General features: G+C 36.4%; 8 protein-coding genes. 4 read left to right on the forward strand and 4 right to left on the reverse strand.

Features of this window, described 5'->3' with window-relative positions; all coding sequences use genetic code 11:
• Positions 1-490: 490 nt before the first annotated feature.
• The 4 genes from BN1066_RS09915 to BN1066_RS09930 all read right to left on the reverse strand — a co-directional run bounded on the left by BN1066_RS09915 (position 491) and on the right by BN1066_RS09930 (position 7,121).
• Positions 491-3,628, reverse strand: coding sequence for a hybrid sensor histidine kinase/response regulator (locus BN1066_RS09915; RefSeq protein ID WP_143695779.1), 3,138 nt, complete (start codon positions 3,626-3,628; stop codon positions 491-493).
• Positions 3,629-4,191: 563 nt separating this feature from the next.
• Complete coding sequence (gene ribD / locus BN1066_RS09920) at positions 4,192-5,295, reverse strand: bifunctional diaminohydroxyphosphoribosylaminopyrimidine deaminase/5-amino-6-(5-phosphoribosylamino)uracil reductase RibD (protein WP_077319289.1); 1,104 nt, start codon at positions 5,293-5,295, stop codon at positions 4,192-4,194.
• Positions 5,295-6,047 (reverse strand): GTP cyclohydrolase II, encoded by a 753-nt coding sequence (locus BN1066_RS09925; RefSeq protein ID WP_143695780.1) that lies wholly within the window; start codon positions 6,045-6,047, stop codon positions 5,295-5,297. The genes ribD and BN1066_RS09925 overlap by 1 nt, the downstream gene beginning before the upstream one ends.
• A gap of 468 nt (positions 6,048-6,515) precedes the next feature.
• Positions 6,516-7,121 carry a TetR/AcrR family transcriptional regulator gene (locus BN1066_RS09930; RefSeq protein WP_342745601.1) on the reverse strand — a complete coding sequence of 202 codons (606 nt, stop codon included), beginning with the start codon at positions 7,119-7,121 and terminating at the stop codon, positions 6,516-6,518.
• A 618-nt stretch (positions 7,122-7,739) separates the two neighbouring features.
• On the opposite strand from BN1066_RS09930, the gene BN1066_RS09935 reads away from it, so the two are divergent.
• The 4 genes from BN1066_RS09935 to brnQ all read left to right on the forward strand — a co-directional run bounded on the left by BN1066_RS09935 (position 7,740) and on the right by brnQ (position 15,573).
• Positions 7,740-8,627 (forward strand): ABC transporter ATP-binding protein, encoded by an 888-nt coding sequence (locus BN1066_RS09935; RefSeq protein WP_077319291.1) that lies wholly within the window; start codon positions 7,740-7,742, stop codon positions 8,625-8,627.
• Between the two features lie 2 nt (positions 8,628-8,629).
• Positions 8,630-10,234: an ABC transporter permease gene (locus tag BN1066_RS09940; RefSeq protein WP_077319292.1), complete on the forward strand. Its 1,605-nt coding sequence runs from the start codon at positions 8,630-8,632 to the stop codon at positions 10,232-10,234.
• Positions 10,235-11,771: 1,537 nt separating this feature from the next.
• Complete coding sequence (locus tag BN1066_RS09950; protein ID WP_077319294.1) at positions 11,772-13,517, forward strand: ABC transporter ATP-binding protein; 1,746 nt, start codon at positions 11,772-11,774, stop codon at positions 13,515-13,517.
• Positions 13,518-14,208: 691 nt separating this feature from the next.
• Positions 14,209-15,573 (forward strand): branched-chain amino acid transport system II carrier protein, encoded by a 1,365-nt coding sequence (gene brnQ, locus BN1066_RS09955; RefSeq protein ID WP_077319295.1) that lies wholly within the window; start codon positions 14,209-14,211, stop codon positions 15,571-15,573.
• Positions 15,574-15,815: the final 242 nt, after the last annotated feature.

A 15,815-nucleotide genomic window follows, 5' to 3' on the forward strand; every position in this document is an offset into this window, starting at 1 on the left:
TTTGTGTAAATGGATATGTCTACAATTCCTATTTACACACAAAATGGTTTATACTCCCAACAGGAATTTTACTGCTTCATTTAATTGAAGGAAATCTCATTCTGGTAGCTTCATTCTCTCCCGGAATGAGGTTTTGTCATTTAGGGATTTATACCTGCTATCCAATGGTAGATATCTTTGTGTAGCTTATGCGCTCGAGCTGGAGCAAACGTCACTCTTCTTCCTACGATAAGCAACATCTACCCGAATCTAAAGGAAGGCCGACTAAAAGCGTACTTGCCGCTCAGGCGTCGGCATACCCCTGTTTTAGAGGCATGTTTCCTTTATCCCGGATGGAAGAGTCCGTATTTTACTCATTTCAAAAAAGAGCTTGAGATTTTGCATACGGATGAGAAAAATGACTCCTAAATTCCCACTTCGACTTCTCGATAATCTCTACAACTCTTAAAGTGGAGTCTTACGATACCTACATTCAGGCAAATAGACTTTGTCATGAAAAGTTATAAAGTTTTGCTTTATTGACTTTCATCATTTCATCTCTTATTACAAAAGATACCTTTGTTCCGTGCCCGGGCGTGCTGGCGATTTGCAGCCCCGTTCCAAAGAAGCGTTTTAATCGCAGATCGGTATTAATTAGTCCGACTCCTGATTTATGGTCCGTTTTTCTTGCAAAAATTTGTTGTAATGTCACTTGATCTATTCCAACTCCGTCGTCTTCCACTGATATTTCTGTATATGACTGAAAGACAGAAATGCGAATAATAATTGTCCCGCCTTCGATACGTTTCATAATACCATGGCGGATAGCATTCTCTACCAAAGGTTGTATGGAGAGGAATGGAATTTTTAAGTCATCACATTTATCTTTCTCCCAAACAACTTGAAGCCTATTTCCAAATCGCACTTGTTCAATATACAAATAAGACCGAACCATACTTAATTCCTCTTCAATCGGAATTAATTCATTCATATTTTTGAACTTAAATTTATTCCTTAAAAAATGGCTAAACTCACTAAGTAAATCTCGCATTTTTTCTAAATCCATTATACTTAGACTTGCTAACGCATTTAAGGTGTTAAATAAAAAGTGAGGCTGGATTTGCGCTTGTAGCCAAGCGGCCTCTAATTGCAACTGCTCTTGAACAACTCGTTTAATCGTAGTTAATGCCTCAATCCGTGATCTTATTTCCATTGCTTCTACCGGTTTGGTTACATAATCATTTGCCCCAGCTAAAAATCCGCTACGGATATCATGCGGCTGACTTCTAGCAGTAAGTAATAAAATTGGCAGCTCCGTTAGCGAAAAACGTTTACGTATTATTTGAGTTAGCTCATATCCGGACATTTGTGGCATCATAATGTCGGAAATTACTAAATCCCATTCTTGCTGATGCAATACAGCTAGTGCTTCTTTTCCGCTTGTTACTGCGGTAATATCATATTCCTCCGGACGAAGGATTGCTTTTAACACCTCAAGATTTACTGGATCATCATCAACAATCAATATGTTTAATCGATTAGTAGTACGATTTTGTGTGGTTGTATGATTATTATCTGGATAGATCTCAAATTCTTCTGTATCCAATTGGCTATCGTCTGGAAGCGGTTTAGTACGTAATGTCAATTGTTCAGAAGACTTAGAAGTTAGCTTGTTCTCGTCTGCCAATTTTAGAGAGAAAATGAATTCTGAGCCTTTTCCTAAATTGGAATTCACTTCTAATGTACCACCATGAAGTTCGACTAATTGTTTAGAAATACTTAACCCTAAGCCAAACCCTCCCTCTATCATCGTCTCATTAGGATTTGCTTGTTCATAAGGTTGGAACAGGCGTTTTAGCAAATCTCTATCCATGCCAATTCCTGTGTCTTTAATTGCGATGAATGCTTTGTCGTCTTTTATAAAAGCGCGGATATAAATCTGACCTTCGCTTGTATATTTCACAGCGTTGTGAAGTAAATTAAACACAATTTGAATCACTCGATTTTCATCAGCAAATACTGGAGGAAAGTCCTCAGGTATTTGATTAATAATTTTTACTGGTTTACCTTCTACCGTAAACTGTAATATATCGATTACCCCTGTAATAATTGGTTCCACGGCTATGCATTTCCTGTGCAGACGCGGATTTCCTTGCTGAAGGCTCATCACATCAAGTAAATCATTTAGTATTAAATTCATCCGCCTTCCTACAGATAAAATAGTTTCAAGCTCTTTGACACTTCTTTTCTGTAATAATTTTTGTTCCCTTTTCAAAACAGCTTGTGACATGTTTAAAATGCCATGGAGTGGATTTTTGAATTCATGTGATGTGTTTGCCAAAAATTGATCCTTATGATCATTCATCCTTTGCAATGTAGCTGCAAGTTCTTTGGTGTCACTATGCATTTTAAAATAATCCTTAAACCATACAGCTGCAAAACTTCCCATTGCAATATATAAATCAAACGGATAGTGGATAACAGTAACTCCATTTTCTCGCCAAAAGATTGCCCAAGTAAAATGATGAAGTAGTGCAGTAAGAGAAAAGAGCAATAAAAGATTACTTTTTGGATCTTTTATAAATTTATGCAATATAGCGTTAGCTGTAATAATGGTTGCCGTTGCAACCAACAGAAAGTAAATAGGAAAAATTTTAATGATTTGCGTTGGATTTAAAAATAATGTGATTCCGGCAGTGCTCAAAAGAATTACTGAATAAATAGGATAAATCCTGCGCCAATACGGAAGAAAATGATGATCTGTACATTTTAACATCGCATAGAATCCAATGAGTAGAGCAGCATTAGCTAAGCGAAAATCCCACACATGGCCAATATACAATAATTGGTGGAATAATTTTTCATCATTACTTAATAAATTTGTGAGCATTGCAGAAAAAGTAAGTAAAGAGAAATATAAGAGTTTCTTTTCCTTGTTTCCAAGAAAAAATAACATGGCTGCATAAATAGAATGAACTAGAAAAATAATTGCAGTTGAAATCTGCAGTGTATAGGAATTTTTCATGTCTTTGATAATAGCAGTTTCTGAACCAAACTTAATAGAGCGAATGATACCACTGCTACGGATATCAACAAAGTTTGCAGCTTGTATCCAAATGTCAATAACTCCGTTTTCGTCTGCTGTAAAGGTTGTGGAATAAGGTAAGTTTTTCGGTGAGTAGCTGTTTTTATTTTTTGCCACCTGCCCGGATTTTTCTAACAAACGACCATTGACATAGACTTCTGAAGCGCTTCGTATACTGGATACTCGCATACTATAATTAAGGTCTTCATCAGGATTAACAAGAATACGCAAACGGTAGGTAGCAAATCCATACGGTGAACGTAATGCTTCGTTCCATTCGCCTGGAACTTGAATAAGTCCCGGATTACCTATGTCTTGTTGTCTTTCTTGTATTAACAGTGTTGAAGGGTAAAATTCCCACTCGCCATCTAATAAGAGAACCTTATCATCTTTTGCATTCCAGCCTCGTAAATCTAATTGCCCATCCTTAATAGGTGGTAGCTCTTGATTCTGAAATGATTTCATCCACAATAATCGAGAACTCGACAACACAATTAAAAATAATCCTAGTAATAAAAAAATAGTCCTTTTTTTCATCAGAAAACTTGCCGATTTTTTTACCAAATTGATTTCTCCTTATACACAGATTAGTGGAATAACTAAAGCATACTCAAAATGTCTCTTCAAAAGAAGGAGAAGCGTCGTAAAGTTTGAGGGCATAGTTTAAACTGAATGGATGCATTTCAAAGATAGACTTGTAAGAAACAAGCCATTTTTCCTAGCTTTTTAAAAAGCCACAAAAGAGAGGATTAATTCTATTATAGCTGTAAATACTATTTTGTTCATATCTATATCTCCAAACTTTTCCCAGATTGTTTTTATAAATAAACTCTACTATACTGCTATTCTTAATAATAAAATAAAGATTTGTATATTATCCTATTTTTGTGAAAATTTAGCAATTGATTGGAGGGATTAATTATAAGGAGAGACTAAGTAAAATCTAATTGTAAAGCTTAGATGTATATATAAATTCTAGCGCAAATAATGAAAGTTTTCTTTTAGTAAGGTTCTGGATGTCGGGGTACGACGAGGATTATTAGACTTAAGTTCTGTAAAATCCCCTCACTTATCAAAAAACAGCAGCAAGCATATTATTATACTTGCTGCTGTATATTACGAGCTATTCAACGATGATTTTGTTTGTACATTGGATATCCTGCCCACTTCATATCTTTACCAATTTTTTCAATCGTAATATCTGTTAGCTCAATTGCTTCTTTCATTGTTTCTACTCCTGTACCTTCTAGGAAGGTAGGTGCATCTTTTCCACCAATTAATTTTGGAGCCATATATAAGATCACCTTATCAATGAGCTGCTGTTCTAAAAAGGCGGCATTAATCGCACCTCCTGCCTCCAAAAGAAGGGAGGATACACCTTCTTTTCCTAGATACATTACTACTTGATGGGGGTCTACCATGCTTGTATCCTCTGTCACAATCACCGTTATGCCCAAAGCCTCTAATGCTTTTCGTTTTTCTTTATCATGGTTCATTGTTGTGAAAATCCATGTTTCCGCCTGCTGATCCTGAACAAGTTGATAGTTGAGTGGAATTTTTAATGTAGAATCCATCACGATACGGATTGGATTACGTCCACTTGGAATACGTGCTGTCAGCGCCGGATTATCCTTTAAAACCGTATTTATTCCTGTTAAAATCGCCATATGTTGATGTCGAAGTTGGTGAACATCTTTTCTCGCTGCATCGGATGTGATCCATTTGCTGTGAGAAGTATGTGTAGCTATTTTACCATCCATGGTGATGCCTGTTTTTAGCGTAATAAAGGGTCTTCTTTCTACAATAAATGTGTTAAAAACCTCGTTCATTTTATTTGCTTCTCTTTCTCGAATTCCAATCTCGACATCAATTCCAGCATTTTTCAGTATTGCAATGCCACTACCAGAAACAATCGGATTTGGATCTAAGGTAGCAATTACCACTTTTTTAACCCCAGCATTGACGATCGCTTCTGCACAAGGGCCTGTCCTACCATGATGTGAGCAAGGTTCCAGTGTAACGTACAGTGTCCCTCCTCGCGCCTGTTCTTTCGCCATACGTAATGCGTGAATCTCGGCATGCGGCTCTCCTGCCTTTAAGTGTGTGCCGATACCAACAATACGTTTATGATTGACAATAACACACCCGACTAATGGATTCGGGTCGGTTTGTCCTTTCATAGTACGTGCATGATTTAAAGCAATGTCCATATAAAACTCATGTGTCGTCATTACAACAGTGCTCCTTCCGGTTGAAAATGCCCGGATTTGTTTATCTTTGTTTGCAAATATTTGCGGTTATATTCAGATATGTCGCCCCATAATGGGGTTCTTCCATTAATAGGAACCTCAGCCTTTTTAAAAGCCACCAGCTTTTCGGGATTGTTAGTAATGACCGTTACAGGTTTTGATCGTAACCGTTTTAGTACATAGAGGGCATCTTGATAATTTCTTGAATCATTCACAAAGCCTAGGCTTTCATTTGCTTCGACTGTATCATATCCATTTTCCTGAAGGATATATGTCATCGCTTTACTAAATAAGCCAATTCCTCTGCCTTCATGATTAGCCAAATAGAATAATGCCCCAGAACCGTTTTCCTTAATTCGTGTCATTGCTTCTCGCAATTGAAAACCGCAGTCGCATCGCTTGCTGCCGAAAATATCGCCTGTATGACAAATAGAGTGCATTCGGACGAGTGCATTGTCAGTATTGGCAAAGTCACCATAGACTAGCACACTGGATTGTTGAGACTCAGCTAAATTTACGGAGGATAACTTCTCAATGATTGATTGATAATCGTCAGTGACTACTTTAGAGTTAAGCCAGCAATACCAATGAAATAGGCTTGTCTCTCCGTATAAATTGACAGGCAATTGAATAGGACCGACTAAATATATTGCATCGTAATCTGTATCTATCCGTTGTATTTTATCTTGTAAAATAGAAAAAACATGAGGATCTAGCTTCCTTTGTTGTTCCATTTTGTCATCTCCCTTCATTATTCTTAAGTATAATGAATTCTTTTGTGAATGCAAAGATTGAAAAAACTGCCCTTAAGTTTCCCTCTATTACTCAATGCACTCACATTACTATCATTCAATGGTTTTATAGATTCATTCTCGATATACTCAAAATTGATAAACTAATCGAAGCATCGAAACAGCAGCTTGCAAAGTCAGAGCAAATTACTACAAAGTTAAACCACTAATCTCAAATAAACGATCCAACGTCGAACCAGATGCAAGCTGTATAAATTAAGGAGAGCGTCACACCAAGCCAAAAGGATATGAAACAAAGTGGAAAAGAACTGTATAAAGTGCTAACGCATGAAATGGCAGGAGCTTGTCCGCAGAAGTATTAACAATAGCAAAAAATCAAGCTAACAATAAAAAAGTATTAGGCAAAATATTACTTCTACGGAAGGGAGAGCAGTGCAATTAATTTTGACTTCATGTTCCTTCTCGCCCATCTTTCCCAACAATTCCGTAAAAAAACAGTTTGATGATATCTTCTGTCAAAGGCAGAATTTGTTGATAGATATCTTCTCGTTGCATCGCTTCCTGAAAGATTTGTAAATACATTAGCAGCGACTGGTTAGACAATTGTGGATCAATATACCCTTGCTTTTTCCCTTCATTAAACAAGTCCATCGTCATGGGTAATGCCTTATTGACGTATACTTCTTGAATATAACTGTTGTCATTCTTATATTCTCTCATCATCGTTTGAAAAAAATTGTCGTTTATTTGTTTAGATGTCTCTGTTTTAGCGAAAACAATCGCTCTCATTTTTTCTTGGAATGGCTGATCACTATATATGATCTGTTCATATCTTTTTAGCTCTTGATTTATATAAAAAGCGATTACATCATGGACTAATTGATCCTTACCCCCAAAGTAATTATATATGGTAACTTGAGAAACATTTGCCTTTGCAGCAATTTCTTTGATGGAAACCTTTTGTATGCCAAATTCCATAAATAAAGCTAGTGCGGCTTGTAAAATATGTGATTTTTTTAGTTCTCGTCTTCTTTGGAAACCATCCAATTGATTCACCTCCACTTTAGTTTATTAAAAAATATGTAATAAAACAATAAAATTATTTCATATCCTATTGCAAAGGGGAAAAAATTTGTATATTATGAATAATATTATTAAAATTATTTCATAACTTCTTGTTGCTTAGGAAATTATAAAATTAATTCATTGTCGATAATTTTTTTAAAAAAGTAGCTTCATCGTCTAGCTTAAAAAAGCACTGTAGTTATAGCAAACTTCGACCTTTTTTTTCTACGATAAGTTAATGTTAGAGCGAATCTAAAGGAAGGCCGACTAAAAGTGGGCTGCTGCTCGGGCGTCGGCATACCCCTGTTTTAGAGGCATGTTTCCTTTATCCAAATGTAAGGGGATGTATTTTTCTCATTTCAAAATGTGCTTGATATTTTTCGTGCTGCTGAGAAAAATGCTCCTAAATACCCGTTTCGTTTGGGTCGACAGGACAGGGTTGCTACGTCAGCGATACATCGCGATTTCTCAAGGAACAGAACTCCTTGAATGAAGTTTCATTTTATCGCTTTTCAGAAGGTTCTAGTTTTGTACGTCACTAACCGAGTGCTTCTAACTTTTGTTTATTACTTTAGGTTAAAGAAGCCAAATATGAGAGGAGTGAATTTCATGACGGTTTTGCAAACAAGAAATTTAACCAAAAAATTTGGCAAGTTTACTGCATTAGATCAAGTGAATATAGAAGTAGATAAAGGCCAAGTATATGGTTTTATTGGGCCGAATGGTGCTGGAAAATCAACTACGATACGAGTGCTACTGGGAATTTTAAAAGCGACAAGTGGAGAGGTTAGGATTTTTGGTAAGGATGCTTGGCAAGATGCTGTAGCTATTCATAAGCGAACAGCTTATGTGCCGGGTGATGTTAATCTTTGGCCGAACTTAACTGGGGGAGAGGTAATTGACTTATTTATCAAATTGCGTGGTGGAATTAATAACCATCGTAAGGAAGAGTTAATTGAGCGCTTTGAACTGGACCCCACTAAAAAATGTCGTACGTATTCCAAAGGAAACCGACAAAAAGTAGCATTAGTATCAGCTTTTGCTATTGATGCAGATTTATATATCTTAGATGAGCCAACGTCAGGACTCGATCCATTAATGGAGCAGATTTTTCAATCCTGCGTTTTGGAGGCTAAGGAGGAAGGAAAAAGCGTTCTACTGTCCAGTCATATCTTATCTGAGGTAGAAAAATTATGTGATCACATTGGCATTATTCGTCAAGGGAAAATAATTGAAACCGGATCCCTCTATGAATTACGTCATCTGACAAGAACCAATTTGCGAATCGAAACAAAACAGCCAATCCCTTCCCTTGTTGATATAAAAGGTATCCATGATGTTAACAAAAAAGATAATAAGCTTTCTTTTCAAGTGGATACAGAAGAACTCGATTCAGTAATTCGCTATCTCAGCCAATATGGAATTGTAAAATTGGAGAGTACTCCGCCAACATTAGAGGATTTATTTATGCGGCATTATGAGGGGGATGTGCAATAGCCATGATAAATCATTTAACGAAACATACAGGAAACCTGTGTCGCTTTTTACTAAAACAAGATCGATTGCGGATTTCGCTTTGGCTAATCTCTTTATTTCTTGTAACCGTAATCGTAGCTATCTCATTCTCTGATTTATATCCGACTAAAGAAGATAGGCAGATACTAGCTGAAACGATGCGTAATCCGGCGATGACAGCGATGGTCGGAACAGGATATGGTCTGGAAAACTATACTTCCGGTGCTATGATGGCTCATCAAATGCTACTCTTTACTGCAATCGTTGTTGCAATTATGAGTATTTTGTTCGTTACCCGTCATACACGAGCAGAGGAAGAAGATGGGCGAATGGAGCTAATCCGTTCATTACCAACAGGAAGATTGTCCAGTCTACTGGCAACATTGATAATGGGATTACTAATCAATTTAATTTTAGCATTCATGACAGGCTTGGGGCTTGCAGCTCTTCATATCGAAAGTATTGATTTAAACGGATCGATCCTATATGGAGCTGCTTTAGGGGCAATCGGCTTTTTCTTTACATCAATAACCGCTATCGTTGCCCAATTAACGGAAAGCTCCCGACTAGCAACAGGATTTGCTTTTTTTATATTAGGTCTTGCTTATCTATTGCGCGCTATTGGCGATGTTGGTAATGAGGTATTATCTTGGTTATCACCTTTAGGGTGGATTCTCAGCTCAGAAGTATATGTTAATAATTATTGGTGGCCGATTTTATTAACTGTAGGAACAGCTTTTCTTCTTTGTCTTATTGCGCTTTATTTAAACACGATACGTGATATTGGGGCTGGTTTTCTGCCTTCCAGACCAGGAAAACGAAACGCTTCTGTTTTATTACTGAGTCCGTTTGGTCTATTATTTCGATTGCAGCGTACAGCTATGATTTCGTGGGGAGTTGGCTTATTTATAATTGGCGCTGCGTATGGATCAGTACTTGGCGACTTAGATGCTTTTTTAGCAGACATAGATCTGATGCAACAAATGCTTCCTTCTATAAAAGGATTTTCGTTGATCGAACAATTTATTCCAATGCTAATGAGTATTATGGCGATGTTAAGTACAGTACCGGTGTTAATGGCGGTGCTAAAGGTCATTAGTGAAGAAAAAAACAATCGAATGGAGCATCTATTAAGTAGAGCGGTGTCACGATCAATTTTGCTAGGAAGCTCGTTAGCTATCTCTATAATTGTTTCTGTGGTAATGCTTTCCCTTTCCGCTATTGGATTGTGGGTAACAGGAACGGTTGTTGTTGATGGAGGGTTGGATATAAAGGTTGTTTTTCAGGCCGCTTTCATTTATTTACCTGCTGTTTGGGTAATGATTGGGTTAGCAGTACTTCTCATTGGGATTTCACCTAAAGTTAGCAATTGGATGTGGTTATATTTAATTTATTCTTTTATTGTTGTATATTTGGGAAACTTAATTCAATTTCCAGAATGGATGAGTAAACTGTCTCCATACGGGTACATTCCGCAATTTCCAATTGAAGATATAAACTGGTTCACGATATTGATATTAACTGGTGTCTCTTTTGTATTTATGGTCTTAGGCTTTATCGGTTATAAACAACGAGATATGGAAGGATAATTCTAGTTTAATGACTTCTCTAAAGTCAGTGATTCGAGCGAGCGTTAATTTTTGAAGAGGAGCTGTAGATCAGCAAATCTTCCGTTGTAAAAATAAAAATGTATTTGAAAACTAGAAATAATAAAATGTATAAACAATCCGCTTTCCCTAAAAATAAGAGCTTATTAGGCTCTTTTATTTTTAGTAAAAATTTAAATGGTCAAATTGTTTTAGCTATCATATAAAAATTGAATATCTTAAATCATTTCATTTTGTTCTACTCACTTCCTATTTTTTCTATAGTAACCTTCATAAATGGAACTAAAAGCTGTATCTAGATCACTACTAAAAGGTTTGTTTATCTTTTCTCGATATTCAAAATACATTATGGGGAAACCAATTACAAATATGTTTACAAGCTGCAAAAAAACATTTAGGAAACTCTTTCAGGTAAAATTCACCTGTATAGTAAGCTACTATACTAGCTATTATTAAATAGATAAGATGTCTTGCCTATCCATTTTATCGTATTCTCGCTTGTTTCACTGTATCAAGCGGTGATTTTTTATTAAAAAACACTTCTTCAAATCATCTTATAAAAGCGATGTGATACCATTATTATTGGCGGTTCCATGACAGTTGTGAATAATAACTGAAAAATTCCGAATCTAGGACTTCTTTTATCTGTGAAAAAAATATATACAAAGCTTCATCTGATTTTATAGAATGCACGTAGTTAATCGATTTATGTTCTTTTTCTAGTAAATCTATATACTTCACTTCTCAATTCTTGTTAATAATAGCATAATATATGTACAATGGAACAAAAAAGTAAATAACTAAGTGTTTCCTTTATATTTAAACCAATCGAAAAGTAAATAGAAGCACTCTTTTTATTATTTTACTTGTGCATTACCTTACGTCATATTTTATATTGAATATGGAAAGAGGATTCCTGTTCAAAATCAGGGGCTTAAAAATAAGACCTTAGCCCCCCTTTTTTGTAACGTTGCGATTAAGCACAATCGCTATATAGCGAAGTTAAATAGCAGCATGAACGCTTTAGCTGATGCGAGACGAGATATCTTTCAAAAAAGTTATCTACTATGCAGGAACTGATATTGTTTTCTAAACCACGAAGGCAATCGTGTCATGTTCACCTTGCTTTTTGAACAACCTCTTGATTTTATCCCGCATGTAAGGTGCCGTAGTCTCCCTCATCAAGAGTTGAAGGAACATGGAGAAGTTCAGGAGAGAGAAAACGGCACCTAAATGCCCGATTCGTTCAAGGGCCTTTAGGTCATACCCTTGCGGTACTAACATTCCGTGTTCCACGGAAAGAAGTTTCACTTTATCCCGCATGTAAGGTGCCGTAAGTCTCTCTCATCAAGAGTTAAGGAATATAGAGAAGCTCAGGAGAGAGAAAACGGCACCTAAATGCCCGATTCGTTCAACTAATATTCCGTGTTCCACGGAAAGAAGTTTCACTTTATGTTCGAATCAAATTACGTATAACAATAAACTGTCCAATGTGTAAAAGTGGAGGTAGTCTATTTAAATGAAAAAGGATAATCAAGGTTTAAAACAGTTCATTTCTTTTATTTTATCTACAAATATACCAAAATTTGCTTTATTTGTTGGCTTAATCGGCAGTGTAATTACCACTATTATTGGCTTATCTATTCCGGTATTGACAAAGGAATTAGTAGATGGCTTTTCGATTGAGTCTATCAGTTGGATGCTTATTTTAGCGATTAGTGCAGTGTTTATTTTTCAGGCAATTATTGATGGTATTTCGATTTACATGTTAGCTGCAGTTGGTCAAAAAATTGTAGCAAGATTACGAGAACGTATGTGGTTAAAATTTATCCGTTTGCCAGTTAGATATTTTGATAAGACGAATAGTGGAAAATCGGTTAGTCGGATTGTTAATGATACGGCGGTAGTAAAAGACTTAATCTCACAATATTTTCCACAATTTATAAGTGGGATTATATCAATAATTGGTTCGATAATTATCCTGCTCGTTATGGATTGGAAAATGACGTTAATGATGCTTATATCTGTACCAGTTACGATTGCGTTCATGGTGCCTTTAGGTAGAAAAATGTCTAAGATTTCACGTAGTTTACAAGATGAAACAGCTGTATTCACTGGTGATATTCAACAAACATTAAGTGAAATTCGCCTAATGAAATCTTCTACGGCAGAGCATTATGAAGCAGAAAAAGGAATTAAGGGGATTGGTAAACTGCTTTTGCTTGGATTGAAGGAGTCAAAGATACTTGCATTAATTAGTCCAATTATGTATTCCATCATAATGGCAGTAGTTGTTATTATCATTGGATATGGAGGCATCCGTGTTGCAAATGGTACGATGTCGACGGGATCACTTGTTGCTTTTCTCCTATATTTATTTCAAATTGTAATGCCAATCACGTCATTTGCTATGTTCTTTACTCAATTACAAAAGGCAAAAGGAGCAACCGAGCGAATTATAGCAATATTAGAGCTGGACGAAGAGACTACAGAACAAGGTACAACTCGTATTCACCAAGATATTTCGCATCAGCCGATTTATTTTCGTAATGTATCATTTGCGTATAATGACAAAGATATGGTATTAGAAAATATCACCTTTACCGCTTATCCTGGAGAAATGATTGCTTTAGCAGGCCCAAGCGGTGCAGGAAAAACAACGTTATTTAGCTTACTTGAACGGTATTATCAGCCAACAAAAGGAGATATTCTTATTGGTGATACATCTATTCAGGATTTATCGTTAACCGACTGGCGGAAGCAGATAGGTTATGTTTCCCAGGAAAGTGCGATGGTTGCAGGGACGATACGTGAAAATCTTACCTATGGACTCGAGAATGCGAATGAAATTCCGGATGAAAAACTATGGGCAGTAGCAGCAATGGCTTATGCAGATGAATTTATTGCTGATTTTCCAGATCAATTAAATACGAAGGTAGGAGAGCGAGGTATTACACTATCCGGTGGTCAAAGGCAACGGATTAACATTGCTCGTGCATTTTTACGGAACCCGAAAATCCTTATGATGGACGAAGCAACTGCGAGTTTGGATAGTCAATCGGAAAAAGTCGTCCAACAAGCTTTAACGCGACTAATGAAGGGGCGAACAACTTTTGTTATTGCTCACCGTCTAGCAACGATTGTAGATGCGGATAAAATTATTTTTATTGAAAATGGTCAATTAACAGGAATGGGAAAACATGAGGAGTTATTAGAAAAGCATTCGTTATATCGGAAGTTTGCTCATCAGCAACTAGCTGATTAATGAGAGACTGATTCGTCAGTCTCTTCTTTATTGTGTAGTAACGCATATCTGTTTTTAGATGATGAACATCTTTTTTAAAAGAAGCTTCGTCGTCAGCTTAAGCCGCTTAGGACTAACAAACTTATGATAGCAACATCGGTTTTTCTGTCTCTTGCTCTTTTAACCTAATGTAAGTGTGCTTTATTTCTCTCGCCTAAAAATCTGCTGTTTTTTGCGAAGGTTTTAGAAAAAAGCCATCTGAAAAACCCTTCTTTCAGGGTGACGGGGTAGAGTTTTGATTGTTTAATAAGGTATTTTGCAGCAGTTTACTGTTTCCATACCGAATTAAAACCCTTTTATCCCGCACGGAACTGGCCGTAGACCTCTCATCCATGCCATGAGGTGAACCCTAGCAGAATAAGCGTGAGATCCAACGGCATGTTAGAAGTCTGATTATGTTCATTCTAACAATCAGTGGGGTTTTTTTATCTCTTATTGATTGAAGATTTACTTGTTTTTTCCAATGCTAATGGCATTTTTCTTTTATAATCAATATTTTTATAAAATGGATATGTGACAATTTTTCGACTATACATCGAAATGTGGAAATAATTTGAGTAATATATTGCATGTTAGTATAAATAATAGTATGATATATTCCAGCGATATATTGCATATATTATAATTTACGACTGGGAGAGTACACCATATCATGAAGGAAAAACTATCATTTTCTACTTATACTGCGATAGGCGTAATGTTATTCGCACTATTTTTCGGAGCTGGAAACTTGATTTTTCCCGCCCAACTAGGACAATTATCAGGAGCAAATGTATGGCAAGCAGTTGCCGGTTTTTTAATTACGGGAGTAGGATTACCGCTATTAGGTGTGTTAGCGATGAGCTTTTCAGGCAGTGAGAGTCTTCAAGACTTAGCCAGCAGAGTTCATCCAATCTACGGAGTATTATTTACATCTTTGCTCTATTTAACAATTGGACCTTTTTTCGCTGCACCAAGAACAGGTACTGTTGCATATGATATTGGTATTTCTGGTTTTATAGGCGGAGAATTCGCACAAATCGGACTATTTATTTTTACTTTGCTGTTTTTTGGGGTTACGTTAGCATTTTCTCTTTATCCTTCAAAAATTGTTGACTATGTCGGTAAACTGTTAGCACCAGGAATTGTAATTTTACTGTTTATTTTACTTGCAATGGTGTTTATAAAACCAATGGGTTCGTTTGAAACTCCACAAGAAATATACCAAAATGGACCTTTTGTAAAAGGATTTATCGAAGGTTATAATACCATGGATGCACTGGCATCACTTGTGTTTGGGATTATTGTAATTAAAGCAATTCGTTCCTTTGGAATCAGCTCAAAAAAAGAAATTTTACGGGCAACTGCTAAGTCCGGATCTGTTGCAATTGTTTTGCTTGGTTCCATCTACCTAGGGATAGCTTATTTGGGGGCTACAAGTACGGAGGCTTATGGAATATTTGATACAGGTGCTCCTGTTTTAAGCAGTGCAGCAACGCATTATTTTGGAACATTCGGTATGATTCTATTAGCTATTGTAATTATTTTGGCTTGTTTAACGACAAGTATTGGTTTAACAATCTCCTGTTCTGAATATTTTCACACCTTATTCCCTAATATTAGCTATCGGAAATTTGTTTTAATGTTTTCAATATTTACATTTACCATTGCGAATTTCGGTTTAACAAATATTATTACCTACTCTGTGCCAGTGCTTATGTTCTTGTACCCATTAGCAATTGTATTAATGTTATTAGCATTTTTATCACCATTATTTAATCATGCGAAACTAGTATACATCTCTGTGACTGTTATTACGATCTTAATTAGTAGTGTTGATGGATTGAAGGCATTATGCGATTCCTTGAAAATTCCTTACTTTGACTGGTTAGCTCCAATCATCAATTTCTATAAAGAGATTTTACCAATGTATGAACAAGGACTCGGCTGGCTTGTACCAGCAGTTATTGTCCTAATAATTACTGGTGTGGTACAGTGGGTACACAAAGCAACAGCAGTGGAAGCGGTAAGTAAATAGGCTTATAAAAAAGGACCTGCTTGTGAATGAGCGGTCCTTTTTTTATTGTATGCGGAAATTATATCCGTTTGTACATCACGGCTGATATTTGTTGTATGTAGCTTAGTGTCCTCAAATCGCTATAAAACTTCGAACTTCTTCCTTCAATAAGTCACCATCGGCGGAAGGTCGACTAAAAGCGGGCTTACCGTGAAGTGTGGCATCCCCCTGTTTTAGAGGCATGTTTCCATTTCCCGCATGTA

Origin of the sequence: Virgibacillus proomii, from assembly GCF_900162615.1 — a bacterium.
Classification (GTDB): domain Bacteria; phylum Bacillota; class Bacilli; order Bacillales; family Amphibacillaceae; genus Virgibacillus; species Virgibacillus proomii.